This is a genomic window from Haloferax sp. Atlit-10N (genome assembly GCF_003586325.1).
Taxonomy (GTDB): domain Archaea; phylum Halobacteriota; class Halobacteria; order Halobacteriales; family Haloferacaceae; genus Haloferax; species Haloferax prahovense.
This window is the reverse complement of record NZ_PSYX01000002.1, coordinates 478,692-501,973: the sequence shown is the minus strand read 5'-3', so window position 1 is coordinate 501,973 and position 23,282 is coordinate 478,692. Positions and strand designations below refer to the sequence as shown.

Genomic DNA, 23,282 nt, shown 5'->3' with positions numbered 1-23,282 from the left:
AGCCGTCGGGGGTCGCGGCCGCACTACTCGACCGGGCCGACCGGCTCCGACGCGTCCACACCGTCGCCCGAATCGGACGACTCGGGCACGCCGGTCTCGTCCGGGGCGACGACAGAGCGGGCCGTCTCGACCAGCTCGGCGGCGTCCGCGTCGCTCACCGAGAGCCCGCTGTACGCCGCGCGCTCGTAGCCCGCGGTGAGCGATTCGAGCGCCTCCGCGGGCCCGACGCCGGCGTCGACACAGCGGTCGCAGAACTCCCAGTGGGTCGCGGCGTCGTCGATGCCGGCGGCGGCCCCGAGCGACCGGCGGACGCCCGCGTAGGCCACGACGACCGCGTCGTTGGGTCGGCCCGCGTCGAGCGCTTCGGTCGCCGAATTCAGCGCCGAAGCCTCGGTCGCCGCCTGCTCCGGCTCGGTCGGTTCGGCGCTCTCCGTCGCGGCCGACTCGGCGACGGTCGCCGCCGCGGCGTCGTCGGCGTCGTTCCGACGAAGGAGCACGGCGGCGACGAGGCCGACGACCGCAGTCCCGGCGACGACCCACGCGAGGTCGAGCGGGTCGAACGGGAGTCCGTCGGAAGCGCCGTTTCCGGCACTGGTCGCGCCGTTCGAGAGGCGAATACTCGCCGTCGCGTCGGACGGTTCGAGGTTCGTCCCCTCGCCGTCGAAGGCGACCGAGACGGTCGCGTTCTCGACGCTCGCATCGCTCGGGAGGTCGACCGCGGCCCGGTACGCGCCCGACGCGCCGGTCGTCGCCGCGGCGACCTCGCGCCCGTCGACGCTGACCGCGACCGACTGGCCGCTCACGGCCTCGCCCTCGTCGGTTTCGAGTCGGCCGTCGACGACGACGGTCCGGTCGGCGGTCTCGCGGGCGGTCACGCTGAGCGCCGTTCCCTCGGTTTCGAGCGGGACCGCGGCCGTCGCCGGGGCGAACGTGACCGCCCTCCCGTCGCCGTCGGGCGCGACACGAATCGATGCCGTGCCCGTCGCGGTCGCGGGGACGGTCGCCGAGACGGCCGACGCGCCGCTCGCGTTCGTCGCCGGCGCGGTCGCCGACGACCCGGCGAAGCTCGCGGCGACCGGGTAGTTCGACACCGGTGTCCCGTTCACCCGGACCGTCGCGCGAACCGAGACGGCGTCGGCGTAGCCGTAGGCCGACGCGGACGGCTCCGACAGGCCCGCGGTCGCGTTCACCTGCGAGACGGCGACGGGAACGACCCGCTCTGTCGCCTGATACATCGACGTGTCGTCCGGCAGGTACCGGACCGTGAGCGACGAAGTGCTGGCCGGAATCCGCGCCGGCCGGTAGGTCAGTTCGAACGAGCCGTCGGGGTCGACCGCCGACTGGACGGTCTGCCCGCCGACCGCGAAGCGGGCGCTCGTCGTCTCGACCGGCGTGCCGTTGTCGGTGACGAGCGACCCGGAGAGCACGAGCGGGTCGGTAAAGGAGATGTTCCGGTCGTAGTCGTCGACGGCGAGGCGGGTGGCGACGAACTCCCGGGAGACGATTTCGTCGCGCTGTTCCGAGACGTTCGCCTGTACGTCCGCGATTTGGGCGCTGCTCTCGGCTAAATCGCCGTCGGTCCGGTTCGAAATCGTGTCGAACGCCGCCAACAGCCGGTCTGACTGGGTCTCGCCGTCCTCGGCGAGCCGCGTCAGTTCGCGGGCGAGTTCGCGGGCGCGTTCGTCGTTGCCGGCCCGCCTCGCCGCCTCGTACTCGCGGCGCGTCTCGCGGAACTCGCTGACTGTGTCGACGTACTCCCGCTGGGTCTCGCTGACGGTCCGGTACTCCTCGCCCGCGCCGTCGCCGCCGACCTCGCCCTCGACGTCGACGTACTTGCCGAGCGAGTCGTCGTAGTCGTCGCCGAGGGCCGCTTTGGCGGCGGCGTACTCGCCCTGGCTGAGCTGCAGGGTGCTCGCCCCGATGTCGCCGTTGAGTTCGCCCGAGAGGTACGACAGCAATCGGTCGAGTTCGTTCTCGTCGTCGACCTCGTCGGGGTTCTCGTGGAGGACGCCAGTGCTGTTGTTCGTCGCGTTCGCGGTCTGTTGCAGCGGACCCGGAGCCGGCCCAAGCGCCGATACTCGGTCGGCACCCCCGAGAGACGCCGGCGCGTCCGCGTTCGGGGCGGGCGCGTCGGGCGCGTCGGCGACCGCTCCCGCAGAGACCGCCGCTACCGGCGCTGTCGCGACGAGACAGCCGACGACCAACATCGTCCAAAGCAACCGCGCCGGGCGGCCCGATTCACCACGCACTACCCGTAGCCAGACGGGGGGACCTAATGGGTTTTGGCATTCGGCTGACTCCCGGCGGGAGCAGGACGCCGGGATTCGCAGACTGCACCGAGTTAACGGCGGGTTTAACGCCCCGGTTGGCGCGCCGAGCGCACCGGGTTTCGACGGGACCCGCGCGGCCGACCGTCGCGCGCGCCAACACAACATTCAACTTGGGCGGCACGAATCGAACCCACGATGCTTCCGACCCGTCGGTGGGCCGCGCTCGCAGGCGTCGCCTGCTTCTTCGCCGTCTACGCGGTCGTCCTCGACGAGCCGACGCCGCTTTTCGCAGCCTGCGGCCTCGCCGCGTGGCTCGTCGTCGCGCAGGTCGACGCCGTCGGGACGATGCGCGCGGTCGACCGCGACCTCTCGGCGAGCGTCTCGGTCGAGCCGACGTCCGTGTACGTCGACGACCGCGCCGCGGTGACGCTGACGGCGTCGCTGTCCGAGGCCGTCGACGCGCCCGTCGAGGTCGAACTCGTCGCGCCGCCGAGCGTGAACGCGCCAGAGCGCACGCGCCGGACGGTCGCGTTCGACCCCGGCGAGACCGCCGGGTCGGTCACGTGCAGTATCGAGTTCCCCGTCGCCGGGCGAATCGCGTTCGACGAGGTCGAAGTCGAGATCGAGGACCGTGCCGGCTTCTTCACCGAGACGCTGACGCTCGACGCCGACGCCCGCTGTCTGGTCGAATCGCCGGCCCCCGACGGCATCCACGTCGGCCGCGGCGGCGAACTGGTCGGCGCGTCCTTCGGCGACCACTCCAGCGACCAGACCGGACCGGGGCTCGTCCCCCACGAGACGCGACAGTACCTCCCCGGCGACACGCTGTCGCAGATCGACTGGAAGACCACCGCGCGCATGGACCACCCGTACATCCGCGAGTTCGAGTCCGAGTCCGACTACCTGCTGTCGCTCGTGGTCGACTGCGGTTCGAACATGAACCGCGGCCCGAACGGGCGAACGATGCTTTCGTACGCGCGCGAGGTCGCGCTCGGCCTCATCGACGCCGCCGACTCCCACGGCGACCCCGTCTCGGCGCAGTTCGTCGGCGACGCCGGGACGACCTGGGAGTTCGGCCCCTCGTCGTCCTCGAACGCCTACCAGACGATTCGGCGGCGGCTGCTCTCGATAGAGCCGACCGCGCGCTCGCGTCGTCCGGTCGGCACGTCTCGGCCGGTCGCCCCCGAAGAGGCCCGAAAGCGGAGTCGCCTCCTCGAAGGTGCCGACTCGGCGTTCGCGTCGACGCTCCGCCCGTACCTCAGCGACGGCGAGAGCTACGTCTCGCGGGTCAGCGACCGACCGGTTTTCGACGCGGTGAAGTCCGCGTGCTCGCGGTCCGACCGGCAGGACCACCTCGTGCTCATCACCGACGACTCGGCGAGAGTCGAGACCTACGAGGCGGTCGTCGTCGCGTCCAAGCGGAGCAGCCAGACGAGCGTCTTCCTCACGCCGACGACGTTCTTCGACGACGCCGCCGGGGGCGCGGGCGACACCGCCGGGGTCGTCGCCTTCGAGGAGTTCCGAAAGCGCCTCGAACGGCTCCCGAACGTCACCGCCTACGAAGTCGCCCCGAAGAGCGCGATGAACCTGGCTGCGGACCACGCCACCACAGCGGAGTGAACACCGATGGAGACACCTGTGAACCAGAGCGAACGGACGATTCGAACCGTGTTGGACGCGAACGAACTCACCCCGATGGACGTGGTCGGCGTCCTCTGTATCACGCTCGTGGCGGGGCTGACGAGCGGACTGTGGGGCGTCGCCGCCGGCGTCCTCGTCCTCGCCGTCGCGGCGGCGACGACGGGACCGCTCGCGTTCGTCGTCGCCCAACTGACCGCCGTCTCGTTCTTCGGAGACACGAGCCTCGTCGCGCTCGGTGGCGCGCAGCTCGCGGCGTTCCCACTCCTCGCGAGCGCGGCGTGCGCGTGGCCGCCGGACCGGTCGCGACTCGTTCGACTGGCGGCGGGGTACGTCCTCGCGCTCGGGGTGGCGTGGGCGCTCTGGACGTCGTTCCGGTGGGCGTGGCAGGCCGCGCTGGTCGCCGCCGTCCTCGCGGCGGCGGTCGCCTACGGGCTTCACCGCTACGAGCGCGTCGCCCTCGGCCTCGTGAGCGCGCCGGACGCGGGGGCGGAGCGATGAGCGCGGATAGCCCCTCGGACCGACCCGACCGCGAGTTGGCGAACGGCGAGACTCGCACCGTCGTTTCGGCCGCGGCTCGAGGCGACGGCGACGCCGGTCGGGGCGACACCGACGAGGCGACCCCCGACCGCGTCGAAGTCGCCGACCTCCGCCGCGAGAACGCCCGGCTCAGACAGCGCTACGAGGCGCTTCGAAGGGGTCGGTACCGACAGACCGCGACCGCGCTGGCCGCCCTGGGCGTCGCCGGCCTCCTCGGCGGTGCGGTCTTTCCGCCCGTCCGAGAGACGCTCGTCGTCCTCGGGGCTATCGGGCTGTTCGCCGCCGCGGTGACGCGGTATCTCAGCCCCGAGCGGTTCATCCCCGTCGGCGTCGGCTCGTCGGTGTTCGGCGCGCACGCGAGCAACCACGCCGCCGTCGTCGACGAACTCGGCCTGCAGGACACGATGGTCTACGTCCCCGACGCCGGCCGCGACGCCGTTCGGCTGTTCGTCCCGGAGCATCGCGGCTACGCGCTTCCCGACGCCGAGGCGCTCCGCGACACCTTCGTCGTCAGCGACGACGAACTGGCGCGCGGCGTCGCGTTCAACCCCAGCGGCGGCGGCCTGTTCGACGAGTTCGAGCGGAGCCTCGACGGCCCGCTCGGCGACGACCCCGAGACGCTCGCCCGACAGGCGACCGACGCCCTCGTGGAACTGTTCGAACTCGCCGAGACCGCGACCGCCGAGACGGACGCTGCAGACGGTCGCCTGACGGTCCGCGTCGAGGACTGCCGGTTCGGGTCGGCCGAGACGTTCGACACGCCCGTCGCGTCGTTCGTCGCCGTCGCCGTCGCCCGCGGTCTCGACGCGCCGGTCGTCGCCGAGGTCGCCGCCGGCGAGGAGATGGACTTCGCCGTCACCTGCCGGTGGGACGTCGAAGACGACGAAATTGAGTCGCCCGCGAGCGCGGCGTCGGAGGCCGAGAGTGAGGCCGAAGAATCTGTGACCGGTGAAACGGAAGCCGAAGACGCAGAAGCAGAGGCGGAAGCCGACGAGCGGCGATAGCCGTCGGCGGGTCGCGCTCAGTCGTCGTCGCCGGCGACGGAGGGCGTCGCCGACTCGTTGAGGTCGACTTCGGGCGTCGGAACGGTGTCGATGACCTCCTCGACGACCTCTCGCGGGTCGCGCCCGCTGATGTCCGCCTCGGTCCCGAGGACGAGGCGGTGCGACATGATGATTGGCGCGAGTCGCTTCACGTCGTCCGGAATCACGTAGTCGCGGCCGCGAATCGCCGCGGCGGCCTTGCCGGCCCGGAGGAACGCAAGCGAGGCGCGGGGCGACGCGCCGAAGTCGACCGCGGCGTGCGTCCGCGTCGCGCCGACGAGGTCGAGGATATAGTCGAACACTTTGTCGTCGACGTGCACGCCCGTGACGACCTGTCGGGCCTCCCCGATGTCGGCGTCGTCGATGACGTTCGAGATGTCCGAGGGCTTGAGCGACGGCGAGCGGTCGAAGCGTTCGAGAATCTCCCGCTCGTCGGCCCGCTCCGGGATTTCGACGACGACCTTGAACTGGAAGCGGTCGCGCTGGGCCTCCGGGAGGTTGAACGTCCCCTCGTACTCGATAGGGTTCTGCGTGGCGACGACCATGAACGGATAGGGGAGTTTGAGCGTCTCGCCCTCGATGGTCACCTGTCCCTCTTCCATCGCTTCGAGGAGGGCGGACTGCGTCTTCGGCGTCGCCCGGTTGATCTCGTCGGCGAGGACGACGTTCGAGAAGACCGGCCCCCGCTGGAGTTCGAACTCGCCGAGGTTCTCGCGGTAGATGTGGGTGCCCGTGATGTCCGCCGGCAGCACGTCGGGCGTCATCTGAATCCGCTGGTAGTCGAGGTTCGCGGCGTGGGCGAACAGGTTGGCGATGGTCGTCTTGGCCACGCCAGGAACCCCTTCGAGGAGGACGTGCCCGTTCGTCAGCAACGCGATGGTGAGCGCCTCTATCGCGTCTTCGTTCCCGACGAGGAGTTGTGACGTCTCGTCTAGGATGGCCTCGTAGACCTCTTCGGGAGCACTCATATACGAGACACTCAGAACGGCGACCACATATAACTGCGGTCTCGGTGCCCCGGCGAGCGAGCGGGCCAGACGAGCGGGTCGACGGAGCCGGACGGCCGCGGCCGCGACGACAGACTACGAGCGCCGGCCGCTGCGGGCGACGAGCGCGACCGCGCCGACGACGACCCCGCCGAACAGGAGTTGGAGTCCGCCGGAGCCCCGGAGCGCCCGGAGCGCGACCTGCAGCGGCGGGCGCTCCTCGGCGTGCGAGAAGTCCAACACGACGGTCGGCCGGTCGGCGACGAGCGCCTCGGCGAACGCCCGGTTGTCCGGCCGTTCGAGCATCGCGTTGATGAAGACGCTCGGGTCGCTCACGACGACCACGTCGCCCGCGCCGAGGCGCTCTGTGGTCACGACGGGGTGCGATTGGAGCGTCTCGCTCTCGTCGAGTTCGCCGTCGTCGTCGCGGTCGAGATACGAGAAGTTCGACGAGCGGACGAGGACGGTGCTTTCGTTTTCGGTCACCGTCGACGGGTGGTTCAGCGTGAGTTGTGTCACGTCGCGGGTCAGCGGGTCCGCGGCGACGCGCGTTGCCACCGGGAGCGCCCCGGATTTGTACTGGTGGCGGTCGTCGCGGAGCGGCGTCTGATTGATGCGCGCCGACGCGCCCAGTCGGCCGAGCAGGTCGTTGCCGTGGGGTCTGAAGTCGTCGGCGACGACGACGGTCCCGCCGGCCCGGACGAACGCCTCGATGCGGTCGGCCTCGGCGTCGGTGTAGCCCCGCTCCGGCGAGATGACGAACGCGACGGTTCCCGCGGGGTCGACCTCGCCGTACTCGGTGGTGTTGTAGACGACTTCGGTCTCGGCACCCGCGTCCGATGCGACCCCACGGATTCCGGAGCCGCCGTCCCACGCGGCGTTGAACGCGCCGTAGGTGGACGACGAGGTGCTCGCGCCGACGCCGACGCCGAGGAGCATCGTGACGAGGAGCGCCGCGGCCAAGAGGTGCGGGGAGCCGACCTCGCGTGAGCCGACGCGCACTCAGAACACCCCCGGTGGGAGGATGTCGAGGATGCGTCTGACCACGATGTAGCCGAAGACGACGAGGCCGCCGCCGATGAGCCACAGGAGCCGCCGCCGCCACGCGGGCGTCACCGCGACCGGCGCGGTGAGTTCGACGACGACGAGGAAACCGATGAGAGACACGACGAAGACCAGCTCGTACGAAAGCGAGTCGAGGAGGACCAAGACGAGGGTCGCGCCGAGCATCCAGGCGAGCTGGGCGCGGATGAATCGCTCGCGTCGTGCCGTTGCCATGTACGGTCGTGGACGGGGCGGGATAACTAAACTATCGCTTGTGGGGTCCGGTCAGGACGGGGGCGGTGTGAGGTGCGACTCGTCGGTGACGCGCGTGGCGAACGACACCGCGGTTCCCATTCAATCGGAGCGGGTTCTCACCCAGAAGCACAGCACTGCGGCGAGGAGCGAGCAGGCGGTGAGGAGTATCGATGGGCCGGGAACGGCCGTCTCAGTCGATTCCGTCGAGCGCTCGGTGGTGGCTCGTGTGGTCTCGTCCTGTCCGTCCGTCGTTGCGCTCGCCGTCGATGACGACGACGTCGCGGGCGAACTCGTGTTGTTCGCGTCCGTCCCGGAACTACCCATCGCCGAGACGGTCAACTCGCCACCTGTAGCGTCCGAGTCAGCATCGGAACCGCCACCGCCGTCTTGGGACGACGAACTATCATCGACCGTATCTGCTTCCGCGGTCGTCGTGGCGTTCGAACTCACCTCGCCGACGGCGAGACTCCCGTTCTCGACGGCGTCGATTCGGTAGCTGACACCCGCTTCGCTCCCGACGTCGGTCACGTTCACGCCGATTGGGGACGTCCCGTTCGCGCTGCCTTCGACGGTGACGGTCGCGATAGTGACGGACCCGGACTGCGACGTGTCGATGAGCGCGCCGTAGAGCCGAACTCGCGAACGCCCGTCGTCGTACGTGACCTCGTTCAGGCCGGGGTCGGGAACGAACGACGCGTTAGCGACGGACGCAATCGAACCGTTGACGCGGACGGTCAGGTCGACCGCGCCAACCCCGCCGCCGTCGAGGCCGCGGACCACGAGGTCGTAGGTCGTCGTCGACCCGACGTCCGTCTCTTGGGACGCCGGCGTCACGACGACCGAAACGTCGTCCTGCGCTGCCGCCACCCCCACGGGGGCGACGGCGAGGCTGGAACCGACGAGCACAAGCAGTCCGAGCGGAACGACGAGAGCCTGTCGAGTCGACATTCGAATTCGGTACCGGCGTGTTGAGAGTCGGACTACTTTTCTGTTCCGGGACCGGCGGCGAGCGGGACGCCGGGGTGCAGCCGTCGGCACGGAGTGTAATGTGAGTATGCCTGTTACACTATTCGGTCGACGAGTCGGCACGACCGATGGATGTTTTAGGCTTGTAGCCGGGATGGACACTACCTATCGAGTAAGATGCTCGCCGTCACAGCCGTGTTCCCACCCAGACGACTCTCGAAGAGATGATTCGAACGCAACGAGGGACACGGGCCGTCGTCGTCGGCATCGTGTTCTGTCTCCTCCTGAGCGCGACGCTCGCGCCGGTCTCGAAAGCGGCGCTCCCCACAACTGACGTCGACTCAGTGGGACCCGAACGCAGTACGGCCGCGGCGACCGTCTCCGACTCCGCGAATAACACGACTGCATCCGACAACGGAACGACCGGGAGCGACGTTTTCTCGGGCGTCGCGGCGTATCGACTATCGCGCGCGGAGTCGGACGAACTCGTCCCGGTAATCCTCGTCTTCGACGACCAGTCGCGCGACGGGGGCGGTCGCAACGACACGACGACGCGCGCACAAATCAGAGCGACGACCAACCGGACGCAGTCCGACGTGCGCGAATTCCTCGACGCTCGGCGGGCGAACGGGACCGTTGCGGACGTGAAACCCTTCTGGACTCGAAACGCACTCGCCGTCGAGGCGACGCCCGCTGTCGTGCGGACGCTCGGCGGGATGCCGAACGTGTCCGCGATTCACTACGACAGGCCGATTTACGCGACCGGATCGGTGTCGCCGAGCGTCTCCGCGTATCTGGACTCGCTGTCCGCGTACGGTGAGACGGTCCGACCCGACAGCGTTCAGCGCGCGACGAGCGGAACGGAGTCGTGGAGCGTCAAATCCATCGGCGCCGACGCGGTACAGGAGCGCGGAATCACCGGTACGGGCGCGAACGTCAGCGTCATCGACAGCGGCATCGACGACAGCCACCCGGCGCTCCGCGGGCAGGTCGTTCGGTGGCAGGACTTCGTCGGCGACTCGTCGCAGCCGTTCGACCCGTGGGGCCACGGTACGCACGTCGCGGGGACGGTCGCCGGGAGGACAGACGCGAACAGATCGGTCGGTGTCGCACCCGGCGCACGGCTGTTCGGCGCGCGCGCTCTCGACGAGAACGGACAGGGCAGTATGTCGGACGTGATGGCGGCGATGGAGTGGAGCGCCGAGAACCACGCGGACGTCGTCTCCGCGAGTCTCGGTGCTAGTCCGTTCCCGCTCGAGTACCGCGGAGAACGGGGAGTCCGGCCGAACGAGACCGGAACCGCGGACATCGAACTCTACGCGAACGGCTCCGGCGTGTACCAGACCAACGCGAAGTACGACGGGTTCAAACCGGCGTACGTCTACGTGCTCGTCGAACCGACGCGGGTCGGCGGCGAGCAGATACAGAGCGACGAGCGGCGCGCCGAGGTCATGCGGAACCTCTCGGTGACGCTTCGAGACCCCGCGGGCGAAACCCCGCTCAGAGGCGTCGATGCGGGGTGGTGGTTCGCTGACGGGCGCGTGCCGGCACAAATCGCGTACCAGAGATTCACACCCCGGAACGGGACCGCAATCGAAACCCCCGGGAACTGGTCGCTCGACGTCGAGAACGACCACCCCGAGTCGGTGTCGTATCGGTACCGAACGACGGCGTACTACCCGTCGAACGGGAGCGACCAGTTCTCTCGGTACGTCGACTCGCTCGTGACGACGACGGACACAGTCGCGGTCATCTCGGCCGGCAACGCCGGGTTGCTCGGGAACCGCTCCGTGGCGAGCCCCGGCGCTTCGGCGGGGGCGATTACCGTCGGTGCGTCACGGCAGACAGCGTCCGACGTGACCTCGTTTTCGAGCCGCGGCCCGGTCGGGTTCGGGGCTGACCGGCGACCCGGCATCGACCTCATCGCCCCCGGTGAGAACGTCACGTCCGCGTACTCGACGTCACAGACCGACGAGGCCGAACCGTACGTCACGCGCGACGGGACGTCGATGGCGGCCCCGCACGTGAGCGGCACGGTCGCGCTTCTTCTCGACGCGAACCCGAACGCGACTCGCTCCGACGTGACCCGGGTGCTCCGGTCGACGGCGCGACCGCTCCCGCAGACAGCGCCGACCGTCGGCGCGGGGATGCTCGACACGTGGAGCGCGGTCAACGAAACGGCCGAGCTGCCACCCTCCGTGACGACCGAAACAGCGCCACCGACCGACCCCGACGGTGACGGCCGCTACGAGGACGTCAACGGAGACGGCAACGTAACGCTCGCCGACGTGCAGACGCTGTTCGCCCACCGCAACGCTGGGGCGGTCGAAGACAGTCAGGAGGCGTTCGATTTCTCCGGGAACGGCCGCGTCAACGTCGTGGACGTGCAGGCGCTGTTCGCGGCCGTCCGAGAAAACTAGTGGGGCCGGTCAGGACGATTCGGAATTCGAGTCGGTGACGTTCACCCAGAGGTGGACCTCTTGGGCGGCGTTTTCGGCCGTCGGCTCCGCGGGTGCCGTTCCCTCGTACAGGAGGTAGGTGAGTCGGAGCCGGTCGCCGGTCATCGTCGGCGTGACCGCGTGCTCGGTCCGCCACGTCGAATCGGCGTCGACCGACGGTCGATACCGCGTGAGTTCCTCGCGGTCGCGGACCGTCGTGGTGTTGTTGGCGACCCGAACGCGCTGGAGCTGTGAGACGACGACGTAGTCGGTTTGCGTCCCCTCGTGATTACCGACGACGACGGTAAGCGGCGTCGGCTCCCCCGCGGTGAACTCAGTCGGGTAGTCCTCCGCGGCGAGTTGCCCGGACTGGTTCTCCGTCAGCACGTACACCTCGGAGAACGACTCCCCGGACCCGGGGGCGGCGACCATGTATCCGCCGACCCCGACGGCGACCGCGAGGCAGAGCACCAACACGACGGCGAACGCCGCGTCGGTCCGCGACCCGGACGAGAAGGGGTTCGGGCCATCCGGGAGACTGGACCGGACCGTGACGCCGAAACGTTCGCCCTCGGGGAGGGCGGCCCGCCGACGCGACCCGACGACTGCGGCAACGACCGTCAACGCCCCGATGGACACGACGATTGGAACGAGTCGAAGCCCCCACGGCGTGAAGTTGAGGAGAAGCCCGAGAAGCGAGACGACGGCGATGCTCGTCCCGAACGAGAGCGCGACCCGCTCGATACCGTCGATTCCCGTCCGGTCGGCCGCGTCGGCGTCTCCGTCCGCGGCAACTGACGGCCCAGCCTCGGGAAACAACGCGGCGATAACTGCGTAGCCGGGGACGAAAAGCACGCACGGGAGGCCGAGCACGATTCGGAGCGGGGTGTCGCGAACGCTGGGAACGGTGACCGCACCGCAGGTGAGGACGACTACCACCACGACCGCGAGCAGGTCCGCGGGAGTAGTGCGAACCGAGCGTGGGACGAACGACAGCCAGTCCGTATCGGAGGGCATCGGCTATGGGTGCGACAAGGACTCACTAAAAGCGGTCGGTCTCACCGACTGTCGTGCCCGGGGCCTCGGCGGTCCAGACGCGAGACGAACCCACCGAATCAGTTACTTACGCGTCTTCCGCGCGCGAGAGTGTGTCCAGCACTTTGAGCGAGAGTTCGTTCGCAGAGAGCTCACCGTCTTGGTAGTCGGCGAACCACGACGACTTCGCGTGCCACGTTCCGAAGCGAGACTCGGGGCTGTCCATGACGATTGCGTTCAGGCGTTCGGCCTCCCAGCCGTTTGCGACGCGATTGAAGAAGCCGCCGGCGATCGTGCCGATTTCCCCGCCGACTTCCTCGTACTGCGCTTCGTTCGAGACGTACGTGAGTTCCACCGTGTTCGCCGGCGGTTGCGGGAGGAGTTCGACGATGGAGATCTCCTCTTGTTGGAGGAACGCCCGAAACTCGTCCGCCTGCTCGGCGTACGGTGAGGGCGTTTTCGTCGGGAGCGCCGTCGTCGTGGTTGACTGGGTCGACGCCTCCGTGTCGGACTCCTGCGCACAGCCGGCAGTTCCGACGACCATCGCAGAGAACGCAGTAAGGAACCGGCGCCTTCGCATATGCTACTCACAAGACTACCCGCCTTCTTTAATCTGACCACGGCTCCGAAACGGTCTGACTGTTGTCGGTTTGAATGAGTGTCAATACAGCCGGACGGTATTATTCAGGACTATGATTCTGAATAAATCCATGGGTGATACAGAAGTATTTTATCGCTCCTATCAGATGAACATACCATGAGGCCTACGACCAGCAACAGGACTAAACTCTTGAGTTTAGTTCTGACGGGGGTTGTGGTTCTATCCATGGTGGTAGGGCCCGTTAGCGCGAGCACCCTCGCCTCAGAAGATGCATCGGCCTCACTCAGCGGAGGGGGTTCCGTTCCGATCGACGGAGCAACGACACCCGCGGTGAGTGACGAGTTGAAGATAGACGCCGGAGAAAACGTCTCCGTGTGGCAGTATTCGCTGCTGACACTCCGGCCAAATAATCCAGCAGCGTCGAGTGAATTTGTCACACTCGACGACGTCCCGTACATCAGCCACGAGATACGGAACACGAATATCTTCGTCGGGACGAGCGACCTGGAAACCAGTTTGGACAAAAATCGAATCTACGTCTTCAACAAGACGGAGATCACCGCGACCTTCAATCCGGGCAAAGCCGGAAAGAGCAGCGTGGTCGACGGGGAGAAAGTCCAGTTGGTCGCTGTCCGCCTGAAGGAGGGCGCGAAGCAACCGGGTGGCATCAGCGATATCGGCAACCTGCTCACGACGAGCGAAGACACGAACGCCGAAATCGTTCGCGAGTTCACGGGGGAGAGCGGAGAGCAGAACTTCAAATTCACCCCCGACAAGTCCGGACAGTACATCTTCGCGACGGTTCTCGTCGAAAACAGCACCGACCCGGGTCTGGTGCAGGGCTCCTCGGCCGGTAACCTCACCGCCGAAGGGAACGTGACGGTCGTCGGCTTCGACCACTTCCTCGTGCAGGACGGCCGGTCGACGGTGACGCCGCCGGAAGTCGCCGCGGTCGGCAACGACGTGAACGTCGACGTCGACGCGTCGAACCTGGGCACGGACGACGTTTCGCACACGACGATTCTCCTGAACGAGTCGGTCCTCGGCGACCAGCAGCAGACGATTCAGCTCAACGGGAGCGAAGTCGAGGAGATTCAGTCGTCCATCGACCGAATCGAGGGAGCGACCGACGTGAAGCCCGGAACGAACTTCGCCGGGAGCACGCTTCCCGCGAGCCGCTACAACGGGAACACGAACATCGTCTCGCTGCTCTCGCGGCTCGCCGGTGAAGACAGCGTGACCCAGACCGACGACACGGTCATCTACACGAGTATCAACGGAACCGTCGGCGGACCGAAGGAGACGGTCACGCTTCGCACGACCGAGAACTTCACGCCGGGTAACTACTCTGTCGTTCACTTCGCGACCGCACAGAACGGCACGGCGACGCTGAGCAACAAGGCGACCGTCCAGCTCGTCGACGGCGTCCAGCTCAACATCGAGCCGAGCGCGGTCGAAATCCAGCAGGGAGACAGCGTCACGCTCAACGTCACCCGAGCGGACACCGGCGACCGCGTCGCTGGTGCGAACGTGACCTACAACGGCAAGACGTTCACGACCGATTCGAACGGTCAGGTGACGTTCACGCCCGTCGAGTCCGGAACCGCGACGGTCACGAAAGAGCCGTCGGACGGAACCGCGTACATCTCGTCGAGCGTCGACCTGTACGTCATCACGCCGGAAATCCAACTCACCGACTACAACGTCTCGTCGACGTCGGTGACGACGGACGAGACGGTGACGGTCAACGCGACCATCGAGAACACCGACTACTTCGGTGGGAACTTCACGGTCGACCTCAAGCGTGACGGCCAGACCGTCGAGTCGAAGACGGTGTTCGTCGACGAAGGCGAGACCGTCGTCGAGCAGTTCGAACTGAGCTTCGACACGCCGGGCACGTACGATGTGACGGTCAACGAAGCGCCGCCGACGGCCATCGAGGTCAGCGGCGTCCCGGACATCGTCTACTCGAACCTCACGGTTCCGAGCCAAGTCTCGCCCGGGGATACGACCGTCGTCAGCGCCGACATCCGTAACAACGGGACCGGCACCGGCGAGTACAACGCGTCGCTCGTCATCGACGGCCAGACCGTCGAGTGGATGAACGGGACGCTCGCGCCCGACGCGTCCACGACGGTCACCTTCGAGAAGGAACTCGGACCCGGCACGTACCAGATCGCGGTCGACGGGCTTCCCGCCCAGACCGTGACGGTCGACAAACCGGCGAACCTCGAGTACTCGAACCAGCAGGTCAACGAGACCGAAATCGGACTCGAGGACGCGGTCAACGTGAGCGCGACGGTCACGAACACCGGCGACGTGTCGGACACGTTCACCGCCACGCTCTCGGTCGACGACGAAATCACGCAGACGAAGGCTGTGACGCTCGACGGGGGCGAATCGAAGACGGTCTCGTTCACCGTCTCCGGTCTCGAACTCGGTGAGCACACGGTCCGCATCGGCGACCTCTCGCCCGAGACGGTCACCGTGAAGGCACCGGACATCACGCCGACGCTGTCGGTCGAGACGAACGTCACGAAAGGCGTCGTGCCGGTCAACGCGACGGTGAAGAACCGCGGTAACGTCGAGGCGACGGGCGTCGACGTAATCGTGGAGGCGAAAGCCGACAACGGTGGGTCCTGGGAAGAACTCACCAGTCGGTCGGTCGACCTCGCCGCGGGCGAGTCGGTCGATATCAACACGACGCTCGCACGCGTGGACGCGCGGAACTACTCCGTTCGCGTCATCGCCGACCCGGCTGACGAAATCGCCGAGGCGAGCGAGACGAACAACGAGGTCAGCGCACGCGTCACCGGCGGTCCGCTCGCGAAGGGCTACGTCAAGCTGCCCGACGGGAGCGCCGCCGTGGACGACCTCGTCTACACGAGCCGCACGAACCCCGGCAACGAGTCGTGGTTCGTCGGACAGACGTTCACCGACGAGAATGGTCGGTTCCTCGTGCCGGTCGTCAACGGAACCGCACAGACGATCGCGTACGTGCAGGACGAAGCGAGCGGCTGGAGCGGCGACCACCCGCGCGACGGGTCGCCCGACATCTACTCGCTCCACACGACGCGCGGAACCGAGCGGGTTCTGAACGTCGGGAACACGACGCTCCCCGACGCCGGCCTGCTGAACGTCACCGTCGTCGACCAAGACGGTGACCCCGTGGAGAACGCGACGATTGCGGTCCACCACAACAACGACGGCACCCGCTCGGGTGTCGCGTACAAGTCCAACGCCGACGGGCTCCTCCCGGCCGGTGAAGGCGACAAGACCGGTATCGAGGTCCGCGGCGACATGGAAGTCCGTGTCACGCCGCCGGAGAACGACCGGTTCGTCAACCGGACGTACTGGCAGAACCTCACGGTCGACACGAGCGGCGCGAACCTCACCTTCCGCCTCGCGGAGGGTGCTGACCTCTCGCCCGAACTCGACGTCGAACAGCAACAGCGGTTCAACGACGGCGTGAACGCCTCCGTGACCGTCTCGAACGACGGTCTCGTCAACGTCTCGAACGCGACGGTCAACCTGACCGTCGAGGCCGCAAACGGTGCCACGGAGACGTACACGAAGTACACCGGCAACCTCTCCGACAGCACCGACGCGCCGAACAACGAGACGACGCTCAGCTACGACCTGACCGAATTCGCCAGCGAGGAACTCCTCGGAACCCTCGCACAGGGTAACGCGCGGGTGACCGCGACGGTCGATCCGGCGAACGAGATTCCCGAGACGGACGAGACGAACAACCAGGTCGTCAACTCCACGCGCGTGGTCTACGCCGACCCGGCGGTCCGTATCCAGGGACAGAGCACGGTGCTCCAGAGCCAGAGCGCGACGCTCGTCGTGTTCACGAAGAACAACGGTACCGCGCCGACCGGTGAGTTCAACGTGACCGTCGACTACGACGACGGGACGACGGAGAACATCACCATCGGAAACCTCGGCGTCAAACAGCCCAACACGACGCGCGTCACCCACAGCTTCGCGACGGGTGGCGACAAGGTCGTGACCGCGAGCGTCTCCGACGGCGTCCCGTTCGACAACAACGAGTCGACGAAGAACGTCACGGTGAAGCCGTACACGCTGAGCATCGATGACGAGGACGTCTCGGTGCCCTCGACGGTCGTGAACAACTCGACCGTCACCGTCCTCGCCGAGTTCGACGCGAACTACCCCTCGGACGTCAACGCGACGGTTTCGCTCCCCGCGGGGCTCGAACTCGTCGACGGACAGCGCGCTGAGAAACAGGTCCGGTCGTCGGCAAAGGGCGGTTCGGTTGCGTGGAAGGTCCGCGGCAACACGACCGCCGACATCGACGACGCGCAGCTAGACGTCACCGTCGAAGCGTTCGGCCAGAGCGACACGGCGTCCGCGACGACGAACGTCACGGTGCCGAAGGTCCGCTACACGACGACGAACGCGACGACGCTCGAGTCCGCGGGCGAGACGCAGTCGCTCGCACTCAACATCTCGGACGCGACGACCTACGAGCACACCCTCAACGTGACTGTGCAGTCCGGGACGGACGGACGGACGCTTCAGGGTCTCGAATACCTGTTCTCCTACCCCTACTGGTGTGTCGAACAGACGACGACCCAGATGATGTCCGCGCTCCGGACCGACCAGTACTACCGCGACGGCGACATCCCGAGCAACTACGACCGCGACCGTGCGAACAGCACGATTAGCGCGGGTATCAGCAAGCTCGCCGATGAGGACACGCCCGGTGCGTACGTCAACATCTCCCAGCACGACAACGGCGCGTGGAGCATGTACGGCAACAACCCGCGCGGTGACCTGTTCTACACCATCTACGCCCTGCAGGGCGTGAGCGCCGTCTCCGACGACACGGTGCAGAGCAGTCGCACGGACGTGAACAAGAGTCTGCAAAACATCAACCAGAGCGGTGCGGTGCTCTGGCTGGCAGACAAACAGCGCAACAACGGACGTGTCCGCCCGAGCGGGTACTTCCTCCGCGACGACACCTCCGCGACCGCCTACACGACGGTCGCAATCGACCGCGCTGGCGACGACCTCAACGCGACCGCACAGACGGCCGCCAACGAGTTCAGCGTCGACGCAGCGGTCTACCTCATCGAACAGCAGAACGGCGACGGAAGCTGGGAAGCCGGTTCGAGAGAAGCGCAGGCAACCGCCTACGCGGTGCAGGCGCTCGCAGCGGTCAACGACAGCGACACCCTCCGGACGCAGGTCAACAACGAACTGAGTTCGGGTAACGTGTCGATGGCCCTCGACAGCGGTGTCCAGTGGCTCGTGGCGAACCAGCAGGAAGACGGTTCCTGGGCTGGTTACACGAACTCACCGTACTGGAGCAACGTCGGTGAGAAGGCCCGCGCGACGGGCAACGCGATCATCGCGTTGAACGCCGCAGAGGGCTACACGGCAGCAGGCAACGATACCGTCTCCGACGGTGTCGGCTACCTCGTCAGCATCTACCAGCAGGGTGGCTCCTTCGGTAACACGCGTGCGACCGGCGTCGCAATCGACGCCCTCACCACGGCGGACCAGCGGAACGCTGGTGCGCAGACGGTGACGGTCGAAATCAACTCGACCGTCACGAAGGACGTCACCGTCGACGGCAACACGCCGACGGCCACGGTGTCCTTCACGACTGACGAACTCGAGACGCTTCGTGAGACCGGTACTATCACGCTCACCATCGAGAACTCGACTCGAGTCGTTGTCGGTGCCGAGTCCGAACAGCTCGTCAACGAACAAGAGTACGAGGACACCAACTGAGGAGAAACGATGACACGAAAACTTTCAACGACACTGGCTGCCCTCCTGGTCGTGGCATCGATATCGTTCGGTGTCGGTCCGGGCGTTGTGTCTGCTGCGGACCCGTTCAGCGTCGAAATCGACGCGCCGGACGACCTCAGCACGAACGGCAACCAGACGATTGCAGTAACGGTTACGAACAACGACAGCACCGCGCTCCTCAACCCGCTCGTCGAGGTCCCGATTAGCAGTCCGGTCGGCCTCCCGAACGGAGCCGAAGACGCGGTGTACGTGAACGACACGTCGGATCTGCGGGACGCGGCCGTCCAGCAGAGTACGATCTCGACCGGCGACTCCCTGGTCATCACGGGCGAAGTGGTGCCGGCCGGCGAATCCCGGACCTACCACTTCAACGTGACCGTCTCATCGGCGGGGACCACGTCGCTGACCGCCGACGCGCGCCCGCTGTACAACGAGCCGAACAACGTTCGGACGACCGAACAGCTCGACGTGAGCGGCGTCGGGACGGTCAACGCGAGCGTCGTGGACAACGACGGGAACGCCGTCAGTGGCGCGTCCGTCGTCCTCGACGGACAGAGCCAAGCCGACTCGGTCAGCGAGACGGTGCTCGAAGGCGACCACACGGTCGGCGCGAGCCTGACGAACGCGCCCGAGTTCACCGTCGGCGTCGGTATCTCCGAGACGGCGTCTGTCACCTTCGTCGACGGCGACGACAGCATCCAACCCGTCGCCTACGTCGGCGACGCGCCGTCGCTCGTCGGCGACTCGACCTCCGAGTCGGACGGGAACGCGAAGACGCCCGTCAACACGACGGTGTCCGTGACCATCTCGAAGAGTGACGGCACGGTCGTCTACGACATCGCACCGCCGAGCGACAAACCGTTCCGCGGGAACGGCGTCGCGACGACCGACGCGAACCTCGTCAGCCAGACGACGGTCGACGACGAGACGCGGGTCCAACTCAACCAGACCGGCGTCGGGACGCAGGTCTCCGTGGAGTTCGAAGGCTACGAACTCGGGAACGCAGACCTCGACGGCGACGTCGACGCGGACGACGCGTCCGCAATCGCACAGGCCGCCTCGAGCGGCTCTGATGCCGCCTACGGCGACGTCAACGGCGACGGTCAGGTGAACGCGGTCGACGCGATGCTCGTCCAGCAGTACAGCGAGAACAACCGCGATGCCGACTACACCATCGGAGGTGCATAACTCATGAACACGAAACAGCTACTCGCAGTAGCGATGTGCGCCGCCATGCTCGTCAGTGCAGTCGGCGTCGGTGGTGCGGGTGCCGCGACGGCCAAGACCGTCTCGGTCGACGCCGTCGGCTCGCTCGACGAACGCTCTGCGGACTCGACGGCGACGCTAACTGCGTACAACGTCGAGGACGCGGACGGTATCGGGTCGTACGAACTGAACATCAGCTACGACGACAGCCTGGTCGACGTCTCGGTCGCCGGGAACTCCCGGTTCAACGTGGAGACGACCGACCACGGCAACGGAAAGATCACCGTCGTCGGGTACACGGGTGAGACCGCCGGCTCGACCGGAAACGTCTCGCTCGCGGACCTGACGGTGAGCGCGCAGTCCGTCGGGAGCGACACCGCCGCGTCCATCGACGTCACCGTCGAATCGATCACGGACACGAGAGGAAACCTCCTGTCGCACAGCGGCGACACGACGACCGTCGATGTGAACAACGTCGACGGCAGTACGCCGACCCCATCGACGCCGACGCCGTCGACGCCGACCACCGAAGCACCGTCGAGCGGCGGTGGCGGCGGTGGCGGCGGATCCGTTCCGAACAGCGGAACCTACGAGAGCGTCCGGCTCTTCTACGGTTCGCAGGTCAGCGCGTCGCTCCCGGACGGTGCCACTGTGACGAACGTCGACGTGGCGTTCGGCAGCCAAGGAACCGGCGAGGTCATCGTCCGCGAGCGGACGAGCCTCCCCGGAACGGTCGGTCGACCGTCGAACGCCGCGATCGGCTACGTCCAAATCGACGTCCCGAACTCCCTCAGCGATTCGCCGTCGACGATAACGCTGAGCGTGAGACAGGACCGGCTTGACGAACTCGGAATTACGGCACAGGACCTCGCAGTCGAACGCTACAACGACGAAAGCGGTGAGTGGGAGACCCTCGACACGCGCGTCGTGAGCGAGGGCGACGGACGGGTCGTGCTGGAAGTCGATACGCCCGGCTTCTCGTACTTCGCCGTGACGTCGACGCAGGCCGTGACGACGACGGCGGACGACGGTGGTGACACCACCACGGCCGACGACGATGGTGACGACACCACCACGTCCGACGACGGAACGCCCGGCTTCGACGACGAGACGACGACCGGAGAGCCGACGACGACTGACTCGGTCATCCCCGGCTTCGGCGTCACCGCCGCGCTGATTGCGCTCGTCGCAATCGCACTCATCGCGGTGCGACGCGACTAACGTCGCGTCACACTCTCGGTTCTTTTTTGCTCGGTCTGCGCGGACGACTCGCTCCCGAAACGGACAGCCATGCACGGCGCTGTTGAAATCCGTCGTTACTGATAGTTTGTTGAGTCCGTGGTGAATACAGGGCGCAAGTCGGTCATGCAGTATCCTCGGGAAACCAAATAGAGAACCCACTACTCGGTTTAACCTCACCCACCCCAAAGCGTGCTATTGTTCAACACACCTGGCAAAGCCTAAAGAGCGAGCGATGAGGGGTCACAGTATGGAACTCGTCGAAGCCACCGCAGAGAACCTCGATGCGCTCGTCGAGCGTTGGTATTCACTCGCGAAAGCGATGGAAGTACATGACGAATTGAACGAACTCGTGTACGTAGATGTCGACCAAGTCCCCGCCGATGGCTTCCGCGCTCATTTCGACAACGAGAAAATCACCGACTACCTCATCGTCCACGAGGACGAGACCATCGGGTTTGTCACGCTCCGTGAGGGCCACCACCCATCCCGACAGTACTCGCAGTACCTCCGAATCGTGAACCTTGCTGTTGATGAAGAATACCGAAGTCAAGGTTACGGCACAGAAATCGTCGAACGAGTGAAAGAGATGGCTCGTGACCAGGGTTGCGACCACCTCAAGGTCTCTTGTGAATGGCAAAACGAGGATGCACGCCGATTCTACCGTGACACAGGGTTCCGACCGAAGCAAGTTGACTTCGCACAGCCGCTGGAGTGAGTCAGTATCCGCGCTCAGTGTAGAGAACTTGAGTCCCACAAACGGCTGTTTCCATCGATAGTCATCTGCTGAACTCACCCGCTGTCTGTATCACGCCGTACGTGTCAAATTCTGAGGACTCCAACAGAGCCTAACGCACGGCATCAGTCGCGGGTGTGAGCCACTGTTGTGGCACGCTTGGCGTTGCCCTTGACGGTGACTCACCATACTGGGGAGAAGACGAGTCGGAATGCTCGTCTACTCACCGGGGCGTGTGGGACGCGCGACCAGCGTGGCTCAGTACGTCCGAAAGCGAAACGCGTGAGGAGAGATACCGACCGTCTCGATTACGACCGCCGACGGAGGAGACTGACGCCGACGAGACCGACGACACAGACCAGCGCAATCCCGACCGGGCCCCAGAGCGGCGCGGCGGTTTCGGTCGTGGTATCTGTCGCGGATTGTCTCGACGTCGTCGGTGTTGCGGTCTGCGTCGAACTCTCTGTTCCGGTCGAGCCGGTGGGTTCCGTCGTCGAAGACGACTGGTCGGCCTCGTCCGCATCGTTCCCGTCGTCTGCGTCGTCTGCGTCACCCGTGGGCGTCGGCGAGTCAGTCGTCTCCGCCGAACTTCCACCGGAGGACCCTGCCGTCGTGTTGGATGTGGTCGACTCGTTGGTTTCGGTCGTCGTGTCGGTCTCGGTCGGCTCTTCGGTCGTCGTGTCGTCGGATTCGTCCGTCGAATCCGAGTCCTGGAGCGACCCCTCCTCGACGACACTCACCGACTGGGTTCCGCTCACCGCGACGAGCTCGGGCTCACCGAACACCTCGTCGCCGGTCTGGGCAGCCGAATAGAGGCGATAGTCGCCCGTCGAGAGCGACCCGACATCGACTCTCGCCGTGTAGTTCAGTCCCGTCTGTTGGGTCGCGGTCGTGCGGACGGAGGTCGACTCGTTCCCGAGTACGACTTCGACACCGGCCGGCGGCGACTCAACGTCGTTGCTGACCTTGGAGAGGTTCACTTCCACGAGGAGTTCGTCGTCCGCTTCGACGCGGTCCGCCGCGGTCTGTTCGACGTCGAACCCGTTGATGACGAACGGTTCGACCGCGTAGACGGTGTCAGTTCCGTTCGTGAGCGCGATTGCGTACGTACCTGGGTCGTAGCGGTCGAGCGAGAACGACGCCGACGCGGAGCCGCCGCCGTCGACGTATTGGTTGTCGCGGAGTCGCTGTTGACTGTCGACGACGCGGATGGAGTACGAGTCACCGGACGGTCCGTCGGCCGAAACGGAGACCGTCCCATCCTCGGACGCGCTGCCGATGGCTTCGATGGTCTGGTCTCCCCACTGCGTCGAAATCGTTCGGTCGGGGATATCGAGGTCGTCGTCGATGTCGACGTCGTAGTCGGCGCTCTGTGCGGCCGTCAACGGAGCGACCGTCGAACACACCAACACGAGCGCCAAGAGGAGGGCACGGGACGAGTGCATATGCGCTCCCTACACCCGTCTGGGGTAAGTGCATTTTCATGACGAGTCGAACA

The 23,282-nt window shown here is 66.5% G+C and carries 16 protein-coding genes; 8 read left to right on the top strand and 8 right to left on the bottom strand.

The genetic code is table 11. The features are described 5' to 3' along the window. Window positions 1–23: 23 nt before the first annotated feature. Complete coding sequence (locus C5B91_RS09470; protein ID WP_115819612.1) at window positions 24–2,207, bottom strand: DUF4129 domain-containing protein; 2,184 nt, start codon at window positions 2,205–2,207, stop codon at window positions 24–26. A gap of 258 nt (window positions 2,208–2,465) precedes the next feature. Between C5B91_RS09470 and C5B91_RS09465 the strand changes: the two genes are divergently transcribed. From C5B91_RS09465 to C5B91_RS09455, 3 genes are read left to right on the top strand one after another with little or no spacing between them, the layout of a single operon-like run. Then, entirely contained in the window at window positions 2,466–3,890 is a 1,425-nt protein-coding gene (locus C5B91_RS09465; RefSeq protein ID WP_115819613.1) for a DUF58 domain-containing protein, read from the top strand. Window positions 3,891–3,908: 18 nt separating this feature from the next. Then, window positions 3,909–4,409, top strand: a complete 501-nt coding sequence (locus C5B91_RS09460) for a hypothetical protein (RefSeq protein ID WP_049968572.1) — start codon at window positions 3,909–3,911, stop codon at window positions 4,407–4,409. Then, entirely contained in the window at window positions 4,406–5,452 is a 1,047-nt protein-coding gene (locus tag C5B91_RS09455; protein WP_049967570.1) for a hypothetical protein, read from the top strand. Before C5B91_RS09460 ends, C5B91_RS09455 begins: the two co-directional genes overlap by 4 nt. Window positions 5,453–5,469: 17 nt before the next feature. Here the strand turns inward: C5B91_RS09455 and C5B91_RS09450 are convergent, their stop codons facing one another. From C5B91_RS09450 to C5B91_RS09435, 4 genes are all read right to left on the bottom strand, one after another. Then, the gene (locus C5B91_RS09450; RefSeq protein WP_115819614.1) at window positions 5,470–6,459 is read right to left on the bottom strand and encodes a MoxR family ATPase; all 990 of its coding nucleotides are present in this window, start codon (window positions 6,457–6,459) and stop codon (window positions 5,470–5,472) included. Between the two features lie 114 nt (window positions 6,460–6,573). Beyond that, window positions 6,574–7,479: a DUF4350 domain-containing protein gene (locus C5B91_RS09445; protein WP_115819615.1), complete on the bottom strand. Its 906-nt coding sequence runs from the start codon at window positions 7,477–7,479 to the stop codon at window positions 6,574–6,576. Further along, complete coding sequence (locus C5B91_RS09440; RefSeq protein ID WP_008095929.1) at window positions 7,480–7,755, bottom strand: hypothetical protein; 276 nt, start codon at window positions 7,753–7,755, stop codon at window positions 7,480–7,482. A 120-nt stretch (window positions 7,756–7,875) separates the two neighbouring features. Further along, window positions 7,876–8,724: a hypothetical protein gene (locus C5B91_RS09435; protein ID WP_008095932.1), complete on the bottom strand. Its 849-nt coding sequence runs from the start codon at window positions 8,722–8,724 to the stop codon at window positions 7,876–7,878. 242 nt (window positions 8,725–8,966) lie between these two features. Here C5B91_RS09435 and C5B91_RS09430 point away from each other — a divergent pair, with 242 nt between their 5' ends. Beyond that, window positions 8,967–11,162, top strand: coding sequence for a S8 family serine peptidase (locus C5B91_RS09430; protein WP_115819616.1), 2,196 nt, complete (start codon window positions 8,967–8,969; stop codon window positions 11,160–11,162). Between the two features lie 9 nt (window positions 11,163–11,171). On the opposite strand, the gene C5B91_RS09425 is transcribed toward C5B91_RS09430, so the two are convergent. Together C5B91_RS09425 and C5B91_RS09420 are read right to left on the bottom strand one after the other, a co-directional pair. Beyond that, complete coding sequence (locus C5B91_RS09425) at window positions 11,172–12,197, bottom strand: DUF1616 domain-containing protein (RefSeq protein WP_115819617.1); 1,026 nt, start codon at window positions 12,195–12,197, stop codon at window positions 11,172–11,174. Window positions 12,198–12,303: 106 nt separating this feature from the next. Then, window positions 12,304–12,795, bottom strand: a complete 492-nt coding sequence (locus tag C5B91_RS09420; RefSeq protein WP_233514224.1) for a hypothetical protein — start codon at window positions 12,793–12,795, stop codon at window positions 12,304–12,306. 537 nt (window positions 12,796–13,332) lie between these two features. Here C5B91_RS09420 and C5B91_RS09415 point away from each other — a divergent pair. The 4 genes from C5B91_RS09415 (at window position 13,333) to C5B91_RS09400 (ending at window position 21,766) form a co-directional block, all read left to right on the top strand. Then, window positions 13,333–18,582: a CARDB domain-containing protein gene (locus tag C5B91_RS09415; RefSeq protein ID WP_233514225.1), complete on the top strand. Its 5,250-nt coding sequence runs from the start codon at window positions 13,333–13,335 to the stop codon at window positions 18,580–18,582. Window positions 18,583–18,669: 87 nt separating this feature from the next. Then, the gene (locus C5B91_RS09410; protein ID WP_233514227.1) at window positions 18,670–19,791 is read left to right on the top strand and encodes a dockerin type I domain-containing protein; all 1,122 of its coding nucleotides are present in this window, start codon (window positions 18,670–18,672) and stop codon (window positions 19,789–19,791) included. Between the two features lie 3 nt (window positions 19,792–19,794). After that, window positions 19,795–21,030, top strand: coding sequence for a PGF-pre-PGF domain-containing protein (locus C5B91_RS09405; protein WP_233514228.1), 1,236 nt, complete (start codon window positions 19,795–19,797; stop codon window positions 21,028–21,030). Window positions 21,031–21,298: 268 nt separating this feature from the next. After that, window positions 21,299–21,766: a GNAT family N-acetyltransferase gene (locus tag C5B91_RS09400; RefSeq protein WP_115819802.1), complete on the top strand. Its 468-nt coding sequence runs from the start codon at window positions 21,299–21,301 to the stop codon at window positions 21,764–21,766. Window positions 21,767–22,092: 326 nt separating this feature from the next. On the opposite strand, the gene C5B91_RS09395 is transcribed toward C5B91_RS09400, so the two are convergent. Continuing rightward, entirely contained in the window at window positions 22,093–23,229 is a 1,137-nt protein-coding gene (locus C5B91_RS09395) for a hypothetical protein (RefSeq protein ID WP_008095943.1), read from the bottom strand. Window positions 23,230–23,282: the final 53 nt, after the last annotated feature.